Raw genomic sequence first — 20,367 nt, 5'->3', positions numbered from 1 at the left:
ATTAGTAGTAGGGGCGTCTAATATGTGGATAACCCTATCAAATAGCATAAAATTAAGCCTACCCACATGTGTATAGATTGTGTATAGGCTCTTTGTTCCTCTTAGGAAGGATTTTTAATTTTCTCCGCAAGATTATTTACCACTTTGTACAACTCCTGATCGACCTTTAATGACTGTGTAATTTTATCATGCGCATGAATTACGGTCGTATGGTCACGTCCTCCGAATGCCTCACCAATCTTAGGGAGCGAATAATCGGTTAGTTCACGGGAGAGATACATTGCGATTTGACGTGGAAAAGCTACGGCTTTCGTACGTTTTCGCGCTTTGAAGTCTTCAAGGCGTAAATTGTAGTATTCACCGACTTTTTGCTGAATATCAGCGATGGTAATCATCTTAGGCCGGCTGGAAGGAATAATATCCTTGAGTGCTTCAGCTGCCAAATGAGTAGTTACATCCTGGTTAGTTAGCGAAGAGTAAGCAACAACCCGGATTAATGCACCCTCCAGCTCACGAATATTGGTGTCAATCTGGTTAGCAATATACATCATGGCCTCATTAGGGATATCAAGGTTCTCTGCCTTCGCCTTTTTGCGCAAAATCGCAATTCGGGTTTCTAGATCGGGTGGTTGAATATCCGTAATCAAGCCCCACTCGAACCGGGAACGTAGCCGTTCTTCCAGTGTGGGAATTTCCTTTGGCGGTCGGTCGCTGGAGATGATAATTTGCTTGCGTTCTTCGTGGAGCGCATTGAACGTATGAAAAAACTCCTCCTGCGTGGACTCTTTTCCAGCGAGGAATTGAATATCGTCAATAAGCAAAATGTCAACGTTACGATACTTATTGCGGAAGCTTTCACCGCGGTTATCACGGATTGAATTGATAAATTCATTCGTGAATTTCTCTGATGAGATGTAAATAACCTTGTTATTCGGGTTATGTTCTAGAACATAGTGCCCAATGGCATGCATTAAATGGGTTTTGCCCAGACCTACACCACCATATAAAAACAAGGGATTGTATGCTTTGGCCGGCGCTTCGGCTACTGCCAGTGAGGCCGCATGCGCAAAACGGTTGCCGGAGCCGATTACAAAAGTGTCAAAAGTGTACTTGGGATTGAGTAGATGCGTTTGCGCTTCTTCTCGTGATACTACGGGAGTGGGAGCGGATTGTTGAACCACAAGCTCAGGCGGCTTGCTTTCTTCAATCACGAATTTTACATCCACTTGTTTCCCAGTGACTTCGTAGACCGTTGCTCCTACTAGTTTGGTGTAGCGACTTTCCAGCCATTCTACTGCGAACGTTGTAGGTGCCGAGATAATGAGAACCTGGGAGTTGAAGGTTATCGCTTTAGTAGCCTTAAACCAGGTATCAAAGCTCGGCTTGCTTAATTTGGTTTGAATAATCGATAAAATTTGCTGCCATAATTCGGAAGTATGGCTGTCCACAGACTGTCACTCCTTTAAATCTTCCAAATGTGGCATCAGCCATGAAGTGGAAATGTCGAAGAAAATAGGTTGGTGCTGATATTTATCCCCAGTAGGCAATATGAAGAGACAAAAAAATATGGATAAATTTGATTTGTTCACAACTTTATCCACAGCTTGTTGATAATTAAGAGAACAAACAAATCTATTCACATTCAAAAGTAATACCATCATAGCAAAACGCCCCTTATTTTTCAATGAGCAGGGCTATTTTATCCACAAATTCAAGCACTTGTGTACAATTATTAGGAACACCACTACATATTGTTGATAATTTGTTTACGGTTCGACACTTTACGCCAAAGCTTCGATAATTTTATACACAGGTTGTGCTCATCTGTGAGTAGTCGACTTTATTTTTTGATCACAGGTGGATAACTGTCATATCTTGTGGATTACTTTTTTTCTAATGGGAGTTGTGGATAAGCGGATTGAATTAGAGGGAGGGTCTGGAGCCAGCAGTAGGTTGACTTTTGCGCATAAAATATGTTTAAATATATAAAGGTGTTTTCTGTAAGGATATGTCTCGATAATTAAATGATGATTCATGTAGATACTGTCCCTACTATAAGGACGGCTTAGACCGTTTCTGCTTATATGACAGTAATTAAGTTCCTGTAAGGGAGGTGCAATTATGAGACCGACATTTAGACCAAATGTGAGCAAACGCAAGAAGGTTCACGGTTTCCGTAAAAGAATGAGCACGAAAAACGGCCGTAAAGTGCTGGCAGCTCGCCGCTTGAAAGGCAGAAAAGTTTTGAGTGCGTAAGTTAGGCCACTAAGGGACCACTCCGGTGGTCTTTTTTTACTGCTTTTTATTATTATTTGCTCTGCAAACGACTAGGATCTCGCTTAATGCGCTAGCTACACTTTGCGGGGCTATTTAACGTATATACAGAATTATTTTGTGAGAAGTTGAGAATATTTTTCTTTCTATAATATAGAAGGGAAATTTCAGCGTTGTAGTCGCGGTCGTTTATGGCGACATCCAAATGACTATACTATTAGAAGAAAAAAATTCGGAAGGATACTTTTAACCGGATTTATGAAGGAGATTCCCGTGCACAAAAAGTTACGATTACGAAACCGTGCCGACTTCAGTCGTGTATATCGCCATGGGAAGTCATTTGCGAATCATCAATTTGTAGTGTATTGGTTTAGCAAAAAAGAGGTAGAGCGATTTAGAGTTGGGGTATCGGTCAGTAAAAAGGTTGGAAACGCGGTTGTCCGTAACCGAATGAGAAGATTGGTGAAGGAAATCGTCCGTCATCATGAACCTGAAATTGCAGGTGGACTCGATATGGTGTTTATCGTAAGAAAAGGAGCGCTTTCCATGGAATACGCAGAGCTCGAAAAAAGCGTGCTGCATGTACTGCGCAAAGCCAAGCTACTCAAGGCTTCCCGCAAATAAAGGACGCATAAGAGGCTTGTTTATTTGTATTCATAATTATGGTATGATTTACGGTGGAATGGAATGTTCAAGAGAGGGGTTTTGAAGTGTCTCTAATGAAGACTAGACGGGGAAAATGGTTTCTCCTCATCACAGTGATGGTGTTGTCGTTAGCTGTTCTGTCGGGATGCGCTCCGTCAGCTGCTGTTACGCACACTACGGAGGATTTAAAGAATGGAGGCTTCTGGCAAAGTAATGTAGTGTATTATTTCGCCATTGCCTTGGACAAGTTTGCTGATTGGTTTAACGGAGAATATGGTTTAGCCGTACTTGTGATGGTTATTATTGTCCGCACGTTGATTCTTCCGCTTACGATTAAACAGGTGAAGAGCTCGCGGGCAATGCAAGCCATTCAACCGGAACTCCAAAAGATCCAGAAAAAATATAAAGACACACCTGAAAAGGTGCAGCAAGAAACGATGCGTTTGTTCCAAGAGAATAAGGTTAATCCAATGGCGGGTTGTTTACCGCTGATCGTACAAATGCCTATCTTTATCGCTCTCTACAACTCGATCTACTATAATCCACATCTACGGGAGCACTCCTTCTTATGGCTGGAGCTAGGTAAGCCGGATCATCTGTTTATCTTACCAGTGCTTGCAGCATTAACAACATTTATACAAACTAGAATGATGACTAAAATGAACCCGATGCAACAACAAGGGCCAATGCAGTTCATGATGATGATCTATCCAGTTCTGATTTTCGTTATGTCCTACAACTTCCCAGCAGCATTGCCGCTATACTGGGTATACAGTAATATTTACACTATTGTTCAGAACTATTTCTTATATCGCAACAACGATAAACATAAATTGGCAATCGCAAGTGCTGTGAAAAGTACAGATGACTCAACTGCTGTGAAGAGCAAAGGCGGCAGTAAAGCATCGAAGGGAGCCAAAAAGTCAAAATGAGCAAAGTCGTCGCAACAGGGAAAACCATTGAAGAAGCTGTAGAACGGGGACTAACCCAGCTTGGAGTTCAAAAGGACCGGGTAACGGTCAACGTACTTGAGCAGCCATCAAGAGGATTCCTGGGATTGATCGGTGCGAAAGGTGCCAAGGTTGAGTTAACCTTGATAGCCGAAGCCGCACCGGCATCAGCGGCGAGTGCTCCGTCACTGCCTCAGCAGTCAACAAGAGAGAGCAAACAGGAGGCTAACGGCGGTGTGCCACGCCAAGATTCCGGACAACCGGTGGAGGAAGCTTACCAAGAAGCCGTTCATTTCATTGTGGATGTCGCTAAGAGCATGGGGCTCGAAGTGGAAGTCGAAATCGTCCACACCAAGGAATCCACGATTCTGCAGATATCAGGTCCAGATTTGGGACTGTTGATTGGTAGAAGAGGACAAACTCTCGATGCTCTGCAGTATTTGGCTAATATCGTAGCTAATCGTTACTCCGACAGTTTTATACGGCTTGTGCTAGATGCGGAGAACTTCCGTGAGCGGCGTAAAAAAACTCTCGAAGAGCTGGCTGATCGTTTAGCCAGTCGTGTCATTCGGACTCGTAAAGAGGTAGTACTGGAACCGATGTCACCTCAGGAGCGGAAAATTATTCACTCCCGATTACAGGATCATCGGCAAGTGAATACCCTTAGTAAGGGTGAAGAGCCAAATCGCCGCGTCGTTATAACTTTGAAGTAAAGACTATATGATGCAATGACTCCTTGACCAATGTAAGGGGTCATTGCTTTTTTAACAATATAAGACCGTTTATGATCAAAAAAATATAGGTTTTGGGGTGAAAAACAGCATGCTTAGTGACACCATTGCTGCCGTATCGACGGCATTAGGCGAGGGAGGAATTGCTATTATTCGGGTAAGTGGCCCTCAGGCTATTTCCCAAGTGGCACCTTTGTTTCGTAGCCGAGTTCCGTTAACTGAAGCGGAATCGCATACCGTTCATTATGGGCATATCGTTAGTCCGGATAACGGAGAGAAGATGGAAGAAGTACTTGTAACCGTAATGAAGGGCCCACGTTCTTTTACGACCGAGGATGTAGTAGAGATCAGTGCTCATGGGGGTGTAATTTCTGTAAGAAGGGTGATGGACTTACTTCTTCAGCAGGAGATAAGGTTAGCCGAGCCGGGTGAGTTCACCAAGCGTGCTTTCTTGGGTGGACGTATTGATTTATCACAGGCTGAGGCAGTTATTGATCTCATTCGCTCGAAGTCGGATCGTGCGTTTTCTGTGGCTTTAAAGCAGGTTAGTGGATCCTTGTCGGATCGAATTCATGCTTTGCGCCATACACTTATTGAGATGCTGGCTCATATCGAAGTGAATATAGATTATCCAGAGCATGATGTAGAATCCATGACAGCTGAGTTTATTAAAGATAAAAGCAGTGAAGTGATGGAAGGAATCACAAAGCTTCTTAAGACTTCTAATGAAGGGAAAATTCTTCGTGAGGGGATAACGACAGCTATAGTTGGTCGTCCCAATGTTGGTAAATCTTCTTTATTAAACGCGTTAGCACGTGATAACAAAGCGATTGTAACAGATATTCCTGGAACAACACGTGATGTCATCGAAGAATATATAACGATAAACAACATTCCGCTTAAGCTGCTTGATACGGCGGGAATTCGTGAAACGATGGATGTAGTGGAGAAGATTGGCGTAGAACGTTCCAAGGCGGCAGTTAGTGATGCGGATCTGATTCTACTTGTGCTAAATGCTAACGAAGAGCTGCATGAGGACGAATTGGCATTGATGGAACAAATCCACGGTAGACAATGCCTAGTGATCATGAATAAAATGGACTTACCGCCCAAACTGGATAAGGATAAGTTGCTCTCGTTCTTTGAGGAGTCCAACATCGTACCGATGTCTGTTCTGGAAGAGGAAGGTCTAGACAAACTTGAAGATGCCATTTCGACACTCTTTTTTGGTGGAAAGCTGGAATCGGGTGACTTGACATATGTAAGTAATGTGAGACATATTGCACTGCTTAAAAAAGCCTATAAATCACTACAGGATGCATACGATGCGGCGGAACAGTATATTCCAATTGATATGATTCAAATCGATGTACGGCTAGCATGGGAACAACTCGGTGAAATTATTGGCGATACGGCAGCGGACTCGTTGTTAGATCAAATATTCTCACAATTTTGTTTAGGAAAATAGGTTTTACATTTTAATATAACATTAGGGGGAAACAGGACATGAGTTATGATGGAGGCAACTATGACGTAATCGTCATTGGCGCCGGTCATGCCGGTTGCGAAGCAGCTCTAGCGTCAGCACGAATGGGCTGCAGCACGTTGATGATCACAATTAACCTGGATATGGTTGCATTCATGCCCTGCAATCCGTCCATAGGCGGACCTGCCAAAGGACATGTGGTGCGTGAGATTGATGCGCTAGGCGGAGAAATGGGCCGTAATATAGATAAGACTTTTATTCAGCTTCGTATGCTTAACACAGGGAAGGGACCTGCGGTGCATGCATTGCGTGCACAAGCTGATAAGTTCTTGTACCAACATACAATGAAGGAAACGATGGAGAAAACGCCTAATTTGACGCTTCGTCAAGGGATGGTTGAGCGTTTAATCATTGAGGATGGACGTTGTGCGGGTGTAGTTACGAAGACAGGAACGGAATACCATAGTAAGACTGTTATCCTGACTACAGGTACTTACCTGCGTGGTAAAGTGATCATGGGTGAACTGACATATGAGAGTGGACCTAACAATCAACAGCCATCAGTGAAGCTATCTGAGAATTTGCGGGAGCTTGGTTTTGAATTGGTGCGTTTTAAGACAGGTACACCACCACGTGTACATCGCGATACGATCGATTTCTCGAAGACAGAAATTCAACCCGGCGACGATGAGCCTAAATTCTTTTCGTTTGAAACGAAATCATCCAACAATGAACAGCTTCCTTGTTGGTTAACTTATACCTCTGAGGTTACTCATCAGATTATTAATGACAACCTTCATCGTGCGCCGATGTTTACGGGTATTATTGAAGGAACAGGTCCACGTTATTGCCCATCTATTGAAGATAAAGTAGTAAGATTTAGTGATAAATCTAAGCATCAGATCTTTTTAGAGCCAGAAGGAAAAAATACATCGGAATACTATGTACAAGGTCTGTCGACTAGTCTTCCTGAGGATGTACAGCTGGCGATTCTGCGTTCCATCCCTGGTATGGAAAAGGTAGAGATGATGCGTAACGGCTATGCTATTGAATATGATGCAATGGTTCCTACACAGCTATGGCCATCTCTTGAAACTAAACGTTTACCAGGTCTTTTCACTGCTGGACAAATCAATGGTACTTCCGGTTATGAAGAAGCAGCTGGCCAAGGTGTAATGGCTGGAATTAATGCAGCACGCAAAGTGCAAGACAAAGAACCCGTAATCTTAGATCGTTCACAGGGATACATTGGTGTACTCATTGATGATCTGGTGACTAAGGGCACTAATGAACCTTATCGTCTGCTTACTTCACGTGCAGAATATCGTTTGTTGCTTCGCCATGATAATGCAGATCTAAGACTTACACCTATCGGTTACGACATTGGTTTGATTACACAGGAACGTTTCGATAACTTCACGGATAAAAAAGAACGGGTGGAGCGTGAAATTGTTCGTCTGCAAGAGACAAAGGTTAAACCTGTTGAGGTAAACCATGTACTAGCGCAATATGAATCGGCACCTATTGTAGACGGCAGTAATTTGCTTGTTTTGATGCGGCGTCCAGAGCTTGTATATAGCTTCGTAGATCAAGTCTCGCCATCACCGGAAATGCTGGATGCAGAAATGAAGGAGCAAGTGGAAATCCAAATCAAATATGCCGGATATATTGAAAAACAGCTCCAACATGTGGAGCGCTTGCAAAAGATGGAGAAGAAGAAAATTCCAGATGACATTAATTATAATGAAATCCATGGATTAGCGATGGAAGCGCGTCAGAAGCTGACTAAGATCCGTCCAATCTCTATCGGGCAGGCCTCTCGGATTGCGGGAGTCACACCTGCCGACATTTCTATTCTCCTCGTATATCTCGAGCATTACAACCGGGTAACCGCGGCGAAAGGATAATCTATGGATAATACGGAAGTTCAATTCACTCAGCTTTTACAAGAAAGAGGCATCACACTTACAGCAGAACAATTGGAGCAATTCGATCTTTACTATAAGGAACTCGTATCCTGGAATGAAAAAATGAATCTCACTGGAATAACAGAGCGTGAGCAGGTTTACACGAAACATTTTTATGATTCGATCTCTCTAGCTTTTTTCCTTAATATCAATGAGATAAACAATTTGGCAGATATCGGTTCGGGAGCCGGGTTTCCAGGTATTCCGCTTAAGATTTGTTTTCCACATTTAAAACTTACGATCATTGATTCATTAAGTAAAAGAATCTCTTTTCTGCAGCATGTCTGTACTACGTTGAAATTAACTGATGTGCAATTGATTCATGGGCGTGCGGAGGATATTGCCCGGCAATTCAAGCATCGTGACGCCTATGATTTGGTGACTGCGCGTGCGGTGGCAAGATTATCCTTATTGAATGAGTTTTGTCTTCCTTTCACACGTAAGGATGGAGTTTTCGCTGCCATGAAGGGAAGCGATCCATCAGAAGAATTAAGTGAGGCGAAGTACAGCTTAAAAGAGCTTCGTGCTCAACTTGGTAAAGTAGAGTCGTTCAGCTTGCCTGTGGAAGAGTCGGCGCGACATATTGTCATTATTCGTAAGACAGGTGCAACTCCTGCTAAGTACCCACGAAAAGCGGGAATTCCTGCCAAAACACCACTTATCAAATAATGTTTCACGTGAAACATTATAGATTAGCAAATATATTTAAGGTCATCTTCTTTTTAGAGGATGACCTTTTTTGAGTGGAATTGCGATAACGATCTTAAATGAACATTAATTAAAAGATAAACTAAAATGATATGTTTATTAAGCGGCTATCATTATGAAAATGCAGGAAAAATAGGTCTTTACGGAGAATATGATTATGTAGAGAAAAGTGATAGAATAGCATAGTAGACTTTTAATTTTGTATATAACTCCTTCTCTGTACTCTTGTTCGAAAGAAGGAGAGATTATGATGCCTGATTGCTGCAGGCCATTTCATAATATCAGAATGTTTTTTATTGCTGTACGATACGCTTTCCGAGAAGAAGGTCAAGAAGATCGTACTATAACGAAATTAGGTGGTTATGAACGGAATGAAAGAACAATTTACCAAGCTATTTGGATTTACCGAGCGGAGCAGCGGAGAAGAAATTAAACAAATACCAGTTCATGAGGTCATTAGCAGTCCTTACCAACCACGGACGATATTTGATGACGACAAGATCGATGAGTTGTGCCAGACGATTAAAACTCATGGGGTCATTCAACCCATAGTTGTACGCATGCGAGATTCCGTGTACGAGATCATCGCAGGTGAACGACGCTGGCGTGCGGTCAAAAAGCTTGGTTTAGAGACGATTCCAGCCATTGTTCGTGAATTCAATGATTCACAGGCCGCATCTATTGCGCTTATAGAAAACTTACAGCGTGAGGGCTTGACCTCTATTGAAGAAGCTGTTGCTTATCAAAAGTTAATTGATCTTCATCAATTGACACAAGAAAGCTTAGCACAACGACTAGGTAAAAGTCAGTCTACCATAGCTAATAAAATTCGCTTACTTAATTTACCTGAAGAGGTTAAGACGGCGTTAATGGAGCGTCAGATTTCTGAAAGACATGCACGTTCATTATTATCACTCGATAGTGTGGAGATGCAACTGAAAGTGTTGGCAGAAATCATTTCAAAAGGCTTAAATGTTAAACAAACAGAAGCTCGTATTGCTTTCTACAAACAAGTCTCACAAACTAAAAAATCAAAGCGGGTCTCCTATACCAAGGATGTTCGTCTAGCTCTTAATACAATTCGTCAATCTATTGATATGGTGTCAGGCTCAGGGATGGAAATCAAAACGTCAGAAAATGACCGTGGTGACCATTACGAGATTGTAATCCAAATCCCCAAAAGATAAATTGTTTCAAAAGCTAAAGGCGGCCTTGAGGTGATTGGCCGCCTTTGGTGTGGCTAGAACCGGGATGTGTTGGCCAGGCCTGTAATTTAAAGTTCCAGTATATAATAGTTGTCTATATTCTTCATAAAGTGTGACGCTATCTCAGCGTCAGGAACATTTGTACTTGCGATCTACGAGAAGATTCTTCCTAACTATTCGAGGTGAAATAAGTGTCCAAGATTATTGCCATAGCAAATCAAAAAGGCGGTGTCGGTAAAACAACAACCTCCGTGAACCTAGGTGCCGGTATGGCTACATTAGGAAAAAGAGTGCTTCTAGTTGATATCGATCCTCAAGGTAACACTACTAGCGGCGTTGGCGTCAACAAGGCGGACGTGGCGAATTGTATATATGACATTCTTATAAATGAGGTAAATCCTCTAGAAACCATACTGGAAACTCAAAATGAAGGACTGCATATCATTCCGGCGACCATTCAATTAGCGGGTGCGGAAATCGAGTTAGTATCGACGATTTCCAGAGAGCTAAAGCTAAAAAAGGCGCTGAATGCGGTTAAAAACAATTATGATTATATTATCATCGATTGTCCTCCTTCACTTGGCATTTTAACAATCAATTCCCTTACTGCAGCGGATTCGGTAATCATCCCGATCCAGTGTGAATATTATGCGCTTGAGGGTTTGAGTCAGCTCTTAAACACCGTTCGTCTGGTGCAAAAAAATCTCAACCCGCATCTGAAGATAGAGGGAGTATTATTGACTATGCTTGATGCCCGGACCAATCTGGGAATTCAAGTGATAGAAGAGGTTAAGAAGTATTTCCAAGAAAAAGTATATCGAACGATTATCCCTCGGAATGTCCGGTTAAGTGAAGCGCCGTCACATGGACAATCCATTATTACTTATGATCCTCGCTCTAAAGGAGCGGAAGTGTATTTAGAGTTGGCAAAGGAAGTGATTTCTTATGAGTAAACGATTAGGAAAAGGTCTGGATGCGCTAATTCCATCTTTATCAATTAATGAAGATGATAAGGTAGTTGAGATCCCTTTAGCTCAACTTCGGGCTAATCCATATCAACCGCGCAAAGACTTTAATGAAGAGGCCATTCAAGAACTAGCGGAATCGATCAGACAACATGGCGTGATTCAGCCGATCATTGTTCGTAGCGTATTGAAGGGGTATGAGATCATTGCCGGCGAACGCAGATTCCGTGCCTCGCAGTATTGTGGCAAAGCTACAATTCCAGCAGTCGTTAGAAATCTTAGTGATCAGCAAGTCATGGAGATTGCATTAATCGAGAACTTGCAACGTGAGAACCTAAATGCAATGGAAATTGCAGTGGCTTACCAAGGCTTAATGGATCAGTTTTCACTTACGCAGGAAGAACTCTCGCTTAAGGTAGGGAAGTCCAGATCTCATATCGCCAACTTCCTAAGATTGCTTTCTTTACCTGAAGAAGTAAAAGAATATGTTTCACGTGGAACAATGTCAATGGGGCATGCGCGGGCAATTGTTGCTTTAAAGGATCCAGAAGTAATTAAACAACTGGCCGAACAATGCGTGGAACAACAGTGGAGTGTAAGAGAGCTAGAAGAAACAGTGAAGAACTTGGACCGAAAACCTACTAATGGAGTTAAAGTCAAAGTTGTTAAACGTGATCCCTATATTGATAATGTAGAGGAAGTATTGCGTGAACGTTTTAAAACAACGGTGAAAATTAAACAGGGTAAGGAAAAAGGGAAGATTGAACTGAATTACTACAGTGCTCAGGATTTAGAAAGATTGTTGGAATTATTGGGTAACTAAATGGGTATCTATGCCAAGAACATATCCTGAGATATCCTTAATCGGATAATTAGGGGTATGTTTTTTTGAATAAGTTGATTAAAAAAGGGTAATAGACGAGGAGCGAGGTTATGGAAGACTTCGTATATCTGGACCACGCAGCTACCTCGTGGCCGAAACCACCAGAGGTTGCAGCTGCGATGATGAATGCTCTGCAGTCAGGAGCGAATGCTGGTAGAGGTAATTACTCTCTAGCGATAGGAAGCGGTCGAGTGTTAGTGAAGACGCGGAGTGTGCTGGCGGGATTGTTCGGTGTATCTAATGCGCAAAATATAGCTTTTACCCATAATACTACGATGAGTTTGAATATGGCGATCAGAGGGACGCTTAAAGCGGGAGATCACGTGATTTCAACGATGACAGAACACAATTCTGTGAGACGGCCGCTGGAATACTTGCGTAAGACACTTGGGATAAAAGTTGACTATCTAAAAGTGGATCGTGAAGGGCAATTGGATTTAAAAGAACTCAAAAATGCTTTCCAGCCGAATACCAAAGTGGTGATCTGCAATCACAGCTCCAATTTACTAGGAAGTATACTCCCTATCGGTGATATTGGTGATATCGTTAAATCGCATGGTGCTGTGTTTCTAGTGGATGCAGCTCAAAGTGCAGGCTCACTTGATATTGATGTTAAAAAAATGAATGTAGACTTATTGGCATTTCCGGGGCATAAAGGGCTGCTTGGACCACAAGGAACCGGCGGACTTTATATATCACCTGATTTGGATCTTGAACCCTTAATGCATGGAGGGACAGGTAGTCAATCTGAAAATAGTGAACAGCCCTCTGTTCGTCCAGATCGGTATGAAGCGGGGACGCAAAATACGGTAGGGATTGCCGGTTTACTAGCAGGTGTTCAAAAGGTACAATCTTTAGGGACGAAAGTTATCCATGAGAGTGAATGGACATTAACTCAAAAGCTAATGGAAGGGTTGTCCAACATCCCAGGCATTAGAATATTAGGACCCTCTCTAGGGGCTCCGAGAACTGGCATTGTATCTTTTGTGGTAGATGGAGAAGAATCGGCGAATATTGCTCACCGTCTAGATCGTGATTATAAAATAGCGGTCAGAGCGGGTATGCATTGTACCCCTTTGGCACATAAGGCGGTTGACACGCTAGAGAGTGGTGCTGTTCGGGCGAGTGTAGGTGTAGATACGACAGAGCATAATATAAGCAGAATGCTGGCTGCTATGGATGAGTTATATGGCAATGCCCGCAGCAGATGAATAAAAAGGATGGTCCATTCATGTCTGAATTAAATCAATTAATTAGTGAGCAGTTGCAGTGGTTTGTGTTTGGTTTTACAGTAATTATGTTAGTGCTGATAATCACTGTGATCGCCCAGGGGGCTAAGCTGCGTGCTATGCGGCGTAAATATGAGACCATGATGGCTGGGAGCGGTGTGGAGGATCTGGAAGGCCTTCTAATTGATCTGAAGAACCAAAGCGACATGCTGGAAGAAGAACAACGTGAGCAAAAAAACGTATTAGAAGCAACTCAAACTAGAATGCGTGGCATGAAGTCCAATATTGCGCTGAAGCGTTATAATGCCTTTGGTGAACGTGGCAATGATCTGAGTTTCTCAGTCGCTATACTGGATGACAACAGTAGTGGTATTGTATTAACCAGTCTTCATAATCGTGAGAATTCTTACATTTACTCTAAACCTATGCAGAATGGCGAATCACAATATGTCTTATCACCTGAAGAAAAAGAAGTAGTTACTCTCGCGTTGCAGCGGACCTAGCATGAAGATTCCATTGCTTTAAGGCAGAATATAGACTCGTAGCTATAATATCAGATAATCGCATAACTAAACTTAATCGCGTGTTCTGTAATACAAAATACTCCATAAAGCCGCCGACATTAACGATTCCTGTCAAATGGATATCACCTACCGGCGGCAATTGTTTATTTACGCCAGCACCTGGCCTCAAAGGCCCTTCAACGACTTGGATGCATCCCACACTAGTAGAGTGACCTAAACAAGCATCTATACCGATGATAAAGGGGTTACTATATCTTTCGTTGATTAGGGATAGAGTTTCCTCAAGGTTAACGGCATGGACAGGCTCCTCAAGAGTTCCATATAAATGAAACAACGGACTATGAAAACGCGACAATGCAGTGCCAACTAGAGGGCCAAGAGAATCTCCTGTGGATCGGTCCGTACCTACACAAATGACGACAATCTGTGTTTCCGGGCGTGTACGTGCAAAGTGAAACAGTAGCCGGTGAGTAATAGCAGAATAGATATCGGGATCGGTATGTGATATTTTTAAACAGGACGTTTCTTGCGCTGATGTAGCTTTGGATGAAAAATTCATACCATCTTCCTTTCTGAAGCTGATTCTATTTGATGGTATCTAGTATATGGATAGAAGAGGGGTTTTATACTACAGCGGCAAGAGATAGGACGATAAACCTATGGGAGGCGTAACGTATATGCAGGATGAGATGTTGATCGCGTTTGACTCTACCCAGCAGGCGCTTCGTGCTGAAATGCTGCTTGAGTATGCGGAAATTGAAATTGATATATTTCCAACCCCGAAAGAGATCACGGCAGGATGCGCGATATCGATACAGTTTTATCAAAGTGCACTGGAAGAGGTACAAAGGATAGTAACGGAACAGAATATCGAAATACGCGGTATCTACGGAAAACACAACGAGAACTACATACTGATTGAGAGGTAGGGAGGACTATACAATATGAATAGGTGGATATTAGAGGCTACTACTCCCGGTGATGCTGTAAAAGATGCCTTGCGTTTTAAAGATAAGGTGTGGAATTGGTTTACCGATGCTGATATGTGGGCAAATGTTTTATTCTCAGGACTACGAATTCTTATTATTTTTCTCTTAACTAGGGTTATTATTAAGATTGTTTCTAATATTATTGATCGTTCGCTTGAACGTAAAACGGGTGGCAGAATTCTGTCTAACACACGAAGGTTTACTACGGTAGGGGAATTGATGAAAAATGTAGTAACGGTTATCTGTAATTTTGTGATGATCATGCTCGTTCTTTCAGAGTTTCACTTCGATTTAGCACCCTTATTGGCCGGAGCGGGTGTACTTGGTCTGGCAGTAGGTTTTGGAGCACAAAGTCTGGTGAAGGATGTTATTACAGGGTTCTTTATTATTTTGGAGGACCAATTTGCAGTTGGTGATGTAATTCAGACAGGTACTTATAAAGGGACTGTAGAATTAATCGGATTGCGAACAACAAGACTGTTAAGTGCAACCGGAGAAGTATTTATTATCCCTAATGGACTAATTACGAATGTGACGAACTATTCTCTTTCCAATGCATTGGCTGTAGTTGATGTTCCTGTTAAAATGGAGCGAAGCCTGGAAGCCACGTTAGGATTAATTGGCGAGGCGCTAAAAGGAATAGAAGAACGTAACTCCAATGTGCTTGCTTACCCTAACGTGCTCGGAATACAGTCCATGAGTACCTCGGAATATGTGATTCGTATAGCTGCCAGCTGTGCTCCTAATGCAAGAGATGCAGCGGAAAGACAAATTCAGAGCGACATAAAGCAGGCATTAGAGAAACAGAGCATGCTGGAACTGGCTCAAGCTGAAGAAGAAGCACGTAAGACAGTAGAGGCAGAGGCAAAGGCTGAAATAGATCTTGCGAAAACAGAACATGCACTAGAAGTTACAGAGTCGGCAAACGCTGGATCAAGACGGCAAATCGCAGCAACACAAGAAGGAGAAGAGGGGGAAGAATAGTGGAACGTAAAGTTTTTCAGCTTGGGGATATAGTGCAAATGAAGAAGCAGCATCCTTGTGGATCTAATGAGATGGAAATCATTCGCATGGGGATGGATATCCGAATTAAATGTACAGGCTGTCAGCATAGTGTTCTGATTCCCCGTGCTAAATTCGAGAAGAATATGAAGAAGGTACTGCGCTCTGCGGAGGAAAATACAGACAATAATTAAGCTTGCAAATGGCATGTCTGCATGATACAATTATTTTTGCTGCGGAGAGGTACCCAAGAGGCCCAAGGGGGCTGACTCGAAATCAGTTAGGCGTGTCAAAGCGTGCGTGGGTTCGAATCCCACCCTCTCCGCCACTTCAGCATATATAACATTTAATGAATCCTTCGTTCCTGTAACGGAGGTTTTTTTGTGTCTATAATAGCCGATATACAGGATAATATATAACGCAAAAAGAAGGGCCCTTTCGGGTCCTTCTTCAGGAGGCAGTACATCAATGATGTTTGGAATTTTCTCTGTTTATAGCGACTAAAGTGATTTAGGCGTTGCTGAGGCTAATGCTTTTTTAAGGCAATAACCCACTACTTTTCCCAGCTTACAATAGATGCTGAATCAGATCTCCTGTGATTGTGTTCGTCTACGACGGCCAACGGAACCACACCTCTCTTTTGTACTGCCTGAGTATAGTATGTGTAATGTCGGTTTTTTTATACACATTTTTTTTTTTAATATGCTCGAACTAGTGTACGCGCGCCTTTTCAACCTTTTTCCACTTTCGATTTTTGTTGGTGGTCTCAGGGAAGGTATCCCCTTTTTCCATTTTAATGTGCTGTGGATTCGAAATCTCAGTATGGAAGCTTCGCGCTTCGCCTACCTCTGTGTACATACCTGGATTGGGGGCCTTGTCGCCTTCTTCATATTCCGTTTTCTCACCCATCATTATTCCTCCTTTTTTAGTGTAGATGAATTCGTAATTATTGTGCGCAGGTAGTGATTTTTTCATGTAAAAAGAGGGGGAGGAGTTGTCCTGTATTAATATTGCTTGCACTCTGCTGTTCATTTTGGTATATTAATCAGGTGCGAGTCTATGTTTGTGCTCGTTCCTTGCTCCTGACGTGATTAGGGGCCTCAGACCATAAGGAGGTGAAAATTATGCGCAAATATGAAGTGATGTACATTATTCGTCCTGACATTGAACAAGAAGCCGTTCAAGCAGCAGTCGATAAATTCCAAGGCATCATCTCCAATGGCGGGGAAATTACAAAGCACGAAGTGCAAGGTAAACGCCGTCTTGCGTATGAGATCAAGAAATTCCGTGATGGCGTTTATGTTTTGGTTAACTTCAATGCAGAACCTGCAGTAGTTACTGAATTAGAACGTCTTATGAAGATTTCTGACGAAGTTATTCGTTATCTCATTACGAACGACGTTGCTTAAGATCTTGACAAGCTTTGTAATGAATCGCTCTAAAGGAGGGGACCAGAATTGTTGAACCGTATCATTTTGATCGGACGGTTGACCCGTGACCCGGAACTTCGTTATACTCCCGCTGGTGTTGCCGTAACGCAATTTACGCTAGCCGTAGATCGTAACTTTACGGGCCAGAACGGTGAACGTGAGGCAGACTTCATCCCGGTTGTAACCTGGAGACAGCTAGCAGAAACCTGTGCCAATTACTTGCGCAAAGGTCGTCTGACAGCAGTGGAAGGACGCATCCAAGTGCGGAATTATGAGAATAACGAAGGCAAACGTGTATACGTAACTGAAGTTATTGCTGATAATGTTCGTTTCCTGGAATCTTCACAGAGCCGTGAAGGTGGAAATACTTCAAGTGGTGCAAGTAGTATGCCTGAAGAGCCAGCATATGGTGGCGGTGGTAACGCTGGACGCGGAAATAACAACAATAATTTCTCGCGTAACAACAATACTCAAGATCCTTTTTCGGGCGATGGTAAACCGATTGATATATCGGATGATGATTTGCCATTTTAATTAGGAAGGACTGAAAAGAATATGGCTTTTAAACCAAGAGAAGGCGCCGACAACGACAAAAGACCGGCACGTCGTGGTGGACGCAACAAGCGTAAAAAAGTTTGCTTTTTCACTGTGAACAAGATTACTCACATTGATTATAAAGATACCGAACTTCTTAAGAAGTTCATCAGCGAACGTGGAAAGATTTTGCCACGTCGTGTAACAGGTACAAGTGCAAAATACCAACGCGCTCTTACCATTGCTGTAAAACGCTCGCGTCAAATCGCGTTGCTTCCTTACACAACGGAATAGGACGTTTTATAAAAGCAGTCGGGAAACCGGCTGCTTTTTTTGTATGCAAAAAAGGAAGCATTAATAGTAGGGTAAGCATGAAATCGAATTATTTGGGCGTTGAATCGTTTGACGTTGGCACTTTATTATGTTAAATTACAGCTATCCTATAACTAAAGGGGAAATTTTGATGTCGGTGACCGTTCTTAACTAGCAATTTCATAACACTTGATTAGGAAGGCTTTAGCAGGCTCGTCATGAGGCGATTACGTGCTCTATTTGAGTTCGTATTACGCAGCAGTCTGTTGTTCCTTACGGGTGGATGATTTAGTTAAGAACACACGAAGCGTCAAATGGCCTCTTTACGGCTGTTGTTCTCTTTGTAATTAACCGTGCTCTTATTGCACGGTTTTTTTGTTTTTCGGCACCTGTTCTCATTTCGGGGCCTTAGGACGATAGAGGGCATCAGTATAAAAAGAAGGGCAAGGACTGCCATAGTGGCATTCTTTGCCCTTCTTTGCGTTATGGAGAATTAAGTCCAAACCAATAGAGATTTGAAGGAGGATTTGCTGTGAATTTACAAAGTCTAAACACGCTGGAATACGAAATCATTAAAACAGAGCTTGGGCGCCACGCAGTATCTTATGTAGGAAAAAAAGCTGTAGAAGAGCTTATGCCAATGACCTATTTGCCGACGATTCAAAGAGCAATGGAGGAAACTTCTGAAGCTAAAGAACTGCTGGAACGAGGATCGAGTGTACCCATTCCTTCACTAGAAGGCATTGAGTGGATCATGTCATTAATGGGGACTGGATATTTGTACAGTGAGCAAGATTTCACTGCGGTTGCTACATTTCTTAAGAGCTGTAGTCAACTGCGCAAATATATGGCCTCTAAAGAACAGAGCGCTCCGCGGATTGCTGCATATGCATCCTCGTTGATGGAGTTAAATCACGTGAGGGAGGCTATTGATCGTTGTATCCGTTTTGGTGCGATTGATGATGGAGCAAGCAAGGGGTTAGAGCGAGTTCGAAAACGGATTGTAGTGGCTAAAGAACGTCTTCATAAAAAAATCGACGGAATTATGTCACGCCATCAATCGATTTTGCAGGAGAATATTTATAGTCAGCGAGGTGGCCGTTACGTTATCCCCGTAAAACGGGAATATCATAAACAAATAAAAGGATCGGTGCTTGATCAATCCACAAGTGGACAGACGGTGTTTATTGAACCAGACGAGATCGCTGCTCTCCAAATTGAACTTGATTTACTTTTGGGTGAAGAGGCGCGAGAAGAAGCCGTAATCCTCAGCATGCTGACTAGCTTGGTAGAACAGGAACAGGCTGCCCTGCACCTTAATATTGAGGCTACGGGCACGTATGATTTTATTTTTGCTAAAGCTAAATATGCACGAACGCTGGGGGCATCTTCTGTTACGCTGAATGCGAAAGGCTTTCTAAAGATGAATGGAGGCAGGCATCCCATGCTGAAGGGGATGATTCCGATCAATCTGGAGGTAGGTAAGGGGTATAAATCCCTCATCATTACAGGCCCAAATACAGGTGGTAAAACTGTGGTCCTTAAGACACTAGGGCTGCTGACGATCATGGCTCAATCAGGGCTGTTGATTCCGGTCGAGGAGGGCAGCGAATTCACTATTTTTACGGATGTAATCAGTGTAATTGGCGACGGACAAAGTCTGGCACAATCCCTCAGCACATTCTCGGCGCAAATGAAGAGTATTGAGGGAATGCTGAGAGATGCATCTAAGGGGGTGCTGCTGCTCATTGACGAGCTGGCGGCTGGTACGGATCCCGGGGAGGGCATTGCGCTCTCTATCGCGATTCTGGAAGAGCTGAGCCGTAAAGGGGCGAATATTATTGTTACTACACATTTTAATGAGCTAAAAGCCTTTGCAGCCGCAACGACGGGCTTTCAAAATGCGCGAATGGAATTTGATAAAGAAACGCTACAGCCGTTGTATCGATTGACGATTGGAGAAGCGGGGGAAAGTTACGCTCTGCAGATCGCTAAAAAGCTGGGGATACAGGATAACGTTATTAAGAGATCATGGGAAATCGTAGAGGCGCAGCAACAAAGGCTACAGAAAGGCAGCGGAGAGGCATGGGGAAGTTTTTTCAGCAAAGATGGAGAACAGGAATATGCTGCACTTCCAGTAGAGGAATATGGCAACGCAGAAGAAAAGGCTGCTCCATCTGACCGCAGCAAGGAGAAGTTGATTCAATTTGAAATTGGAGATGCAGTTGTGGTAACGTCACTCGGCCGGACAGGGATCGTTTATGAGAAGAGAGATCATTTAGGAATGGTTGGGGTGATGATCCAGAAGCAAAAAATGAAAATTAACCATAAGCGGTTGAAGCCCTATCTTTCAAAAGAAGAGCTATACCCGGAGGAATATGACTTTGATATTATTTTTGAGAGTAAGGATACACGTAAAAAGCGTAAGTTGATGCAGCGTAAACATGTTGAGGGTTTAACGATTACACACAGAGATGAAGAATAGATTCAATGAAGATCTGTCCACGAGACAGGTCTTTTTTATAGATATAAC

At 42.8% G+C, this 20,367-nt stretch carries 22 protein-coding genes and 1 tRNA gene; 20 read left to right on the top strand and 3 right to left on the bottom strand.

Going from position 1 to position 20,367, the window contains the following annotated elements; genetic code table 11:
• Window positions 1-101: 101 nt before the first annotated feature.
• On the bottom strand, window positions 102-1,448 hold the full coding sequence (gene dnaA, locus MKX41_RS24625) for a chromosomal replication initiator protein DnaA (RefSeq protein ID WP_042183777.1): 1,347 nt from the start codon (window positions 1,446-1,448) through the stop codon (window positions 102-104).
• Between the two features lie 673 nt (window positions 1,449-2,121).
• On the opposite strand from dnaA, the gene rpmH reads away from it, so the two are divergent.
• From rpmH to MKX41_RS24565, 12 genes are all read left to right on the top strand, one after another.
• The gene (gene rpmH / locus MKX41_RS24620; protein WP_039295761.1) at window positions 2,122-2,256 is read left to right on the top strand and encodes a 50S ribosomal protein L34; all 135 of its coding nucleotides are present in this window, start codon (window positions 2,122-2,124) and stop codon (window positions 2,254-2,256) included.
• Between the two features lie 291 nt (window positions 2,257-2,547).
• Window positions 2,548-2,898: a ribonuclease P protein component gene (gene rnpA / locus MKX41_RS24615; RefSeq protein ID WP_042193070.1), complete on the top strand. Its 351-nt coding sequence runs from the start codon at window positions 2,548-2,550 to the stop codon at window positions 2,896-2,898.
• Window positions 2,899-2,984: 86 nt separating this feature from the next.
• Window positions 2,985-3,851, top strand: coding sequence for a YidC/Oxa1 family membrane protein insertase (locus MKX41_RS24610; RefSeq protein WP_042193068.1), 867 nt, complete (start codon window positions 2,985-2,987; stop codon window positions 3,849-3,851).
• Window positions 3,848-4,582: an RNA-binding cell elongation regulator Jag/EloR gene (jag, locus tag MKX41_RS24605; RefSeq protein WP_042193066.1), complete on the top strand. Its 735-nt coding sequence runs from the start codon at window positions 3,848-3,850 to the stop codon at window positions 4,580-4,582. The genes MKX41_RS24610 and jag overlap by 4 nt, the downstream gene beginning before the upstream one ends.
• Before the next feature lie 109 nt (window positions 4,583-4,691).
• Window positions 4,692-6,068, top strand: coding sequence for a tRNA uridine-5-carboxymethylaminomethyl(34) synthesis GTPase MnmE (mnmE, locus tag MKX41_RS24600; RefSeq protein ID WP_042193063.1), 1,377 nt, complete (start codon window positions 4,692-4,694; stop codon window positions 6,066-6,068).
• A 38-nt stretch (window positions 6,069-6,106) separates the two neighbouring features.
• The gene (mnmG, locus tag MKX41_RS24595; RefSeq protein WP_340973565.1) at window positions 6,107-7,993 is read left to right on the top strand and encodes a tRNA uridine-5-carboxymethylaminomethyl(34) synthesis enzyme MnmG; all 1,887 of its coding nucleotides are present in this window, start codon (window positions 6,107-6,109) and stop codon (window positions 7,991-7,993) included.
• A 3-nt stretch (window positions 7,994-7,996) separates the two neighbouring features.
• Window positions 7,997-8,722 carry a 16S rRNA (guanine(527)-N(7))-methyltransferase RsmG gene (gene rsmG, locus MKX41_RS24590; protein ID WP_339268038.1) on the top strand — a complete coding sequence of 242 codons (726 nt, stop codon included), beginning with the start codon at window positions 7,997-7,999 and terminating at the stop codon, window positions 8,720-8,722.
• Window positions 8,723-9,132: 410 nt separating this feature from the next.
• A complete protein-coding gene (gene noc, locus MKX41_RS24585; RefSeq protein ID WP_076285062.1) occupies window positions 9,133-9,948 on the top strand; it encodes a nucleoid occlusion protein in 816 nt (271 codons plus the stop codon).
• Window positions 9,949-10,157: 209 nt separating this feature from the next.
• Window positions 10,158-10,919, top strand: coding sequence for a ParA family protein (locus MKX41_RS24580; protein WP_042131728.1), 762 nt, complete (start codon window positions 10,158-10,160; stop codon window positions 10,917-10,919).
• Window positions 10,912-11,754 (top strand): ParB/RepB/Spo0J family partition protein, encoded by an 843-nt coding sequence (locus tag MKX41_RS24575; RefSeq protein ID WP_042193054.1) that lies wholly within the window; start codon window positions 10,912-10,914, stop codon window positions 11,752-11,754. Before MKX41_RS24580 ends, MKX41_RS24575 begins: the two co-directional genes overlap by 8 nt.
• Before the next feature lie 110 nt (window positions 11,755-11,864).
• Window positions 11,865-13,025, top strand: coding sequence for an aminotransferase class V-fold PLP-dependent enzyme (locus MKX41_RS24570; protein ID WP_340973563.1), 1,161 nt, complete (start codon window positions 11,865-11,867; stop codon window positions 13,023-13,025).
• A 20-nt stretch (window positions 13,026-13,045) separates the two neighbouring features.
• Window positions 13,046-13,546, top strand: coding sequence for a DUF4446 family protein (locus MKX41_RS24565; RefSeq protein ID WP_340973562.1), 501 nt, complete (start codon window positions 13,046-13,048; stop codon window positions 13,544-13,546).
• Here the strand turns inward: MKX41_RS24565 and yyaC are convergent.
• On the bottom strand, window positions 13,521-14,126 hold the full coding sequence (gene yyaC, locus MKX41_RS24560) for a spore protease YyaC (protein ID WP_042131724.1): 606 nt from the start codon (window positions 14,124-14,126) through the stop codon (window positions 13,521-13,523). The two genes, MKX41_RS24565 and yyaC, sit on opposite strands and share 26 nt — an antisense overlap.
• A gap of 118 nt (window positions 14,127-14,244) precedes the next feature.
• Between yyaC and MKX41_RS24555 the strand changes: the two genes are divergently transcribed.
• The 4 genes from MKX41_RS24555 (at window position 14,245) to MKX41_RS24540 (ending at window position 15,886) form a co-directional block, all read left to right on the top strand.
• Window positions 14,245-14,496: a DUF3343 domain-containing protein gene (locus tag MKX41_RS24555; protein WP_340975062.1), complete on the top strand. Its 252-nt coding sequence runs from the start codon at window positions 14,245-14,247 to the stop codon at window positions 14,494-14,496.
• A gap of 15 nt (window positions 14,497-14,511) precedes the next feature.
• Window positions 14,512-15,540, top strand: coding sequence for a mechanosensitive ion channel family protein (locus MKX41_RS24550; protein ID WP_340973560.1), 1,029 nt, complete (start codon window positions 14,512-14,514; stop codon window positions 15,538-15,540).
• Window positions 15,540-15,752 carry a DUF951 domain-containing protein gene (locus tag MKX41_RS24545; RefSeq protein ID WP_042193044.1) on the top strand — a complete coding sequence of 71 codons (213 nt, stop codon included), beginning with the start codon at window positions 15,540-15,542 and terminating at the stop codon, window positions 15,750-15,752. Before MKX41_RS24550 ends, MKX41_RS24545 begins: the two co-directional genes overlap by 1 nt.
• 43 nt (window positions 15,753-15,795) lie before the next feature.
• Window positions 15,796-15,886 (top strand) — tRNA-Ser (locus MKX41_RS24540).
• A gap of 383 nt (window positions 15,887-16,269) precedes the next feature.
• Here the strand turns inward: MKX41_RS24540 and MKX41_RS24535 are convergent.
• Window positions 16,270-16,467, bottom strand: coding sequence for a YjzC family protein (locus MKX41_RS24535; RefSeq protein ID WP_042131720.1), 198 nt, complete (start codon window positions 16,465-16,467; stop codon window positions 16,270-16,272).
• 215 nt (window positions 16,468-16,682) lie between these two features.
• Between MKX41_RS24535 and rpsF the strand changes: the two genes are divergently transcribed.
• The 4 genes from rpsF (at window position 16,683) to MKX41_RS24515 (ending at window position 20,319) form a co-directional block, all read left to right on the top strand.
• On the top strand, window positions 16,683-16,967 hold the full coding sequence (gene rpsF, locus MKX41_RS24530) for a 30S ribosomal protein S6 (protein WP_036677776.1): 285 nt from the start codon (window positions 16,683-16,685) through the stop codon (window positions 16,965-16,967).
• A 48-nt stretch (window positions 16,968-17,015) separates the two neighbouring features.
• Window positions 17,016-17,522, top strand: a complete 507-nt coding sequence (gene ssb / locus MKX41_RS24525; protein WP_036677780.1) for a single-stranded DNA-binding protein — start codon at window positions 17,016-17,018, stop codon at window positions 17,520-17,522.
• Window positions 17,523-17,543: 21 nt separating this feature from the next.
• A complete protein-coding gene (gene rpsR, locus MKX41_RS24520) occupies window positions 17,544-17,816 on the top strand; it encodes a 30S ribosomal protein S18 (protein ID WP_036651767.1) in 273 nt (90 codons plus the stop codon).
• Between the two features lie 550 nt (window positions 17,817-18,366).
• A complete protein-coding gene (locus MKX41_RS24515) occupies window positions 18,367-20,319 on the top strand; it encodes an endonuclease MutS2 (RefSeq protein WP_340973559.1) in 1,953 nt (650 codons plus the stop codon).
• Window positions 20,320-20,367: the final 48 nt, after the last annotated feature.

Source organism: Paenibacillus sp. FSL R5-0475 (assembly GCF_038004585.1).
Classification (GTDB): domain Bacteria; phylum Bacillota; class Bacilli; order Paenibacillales; family Paenibacillaceae; genus Paenibacillus_AQ.
The sequence above is the reverse complement of the archived record's forward strand: the minus strand, read 5'-3'. Positions and strand labels throughout refer to the sequence as shown.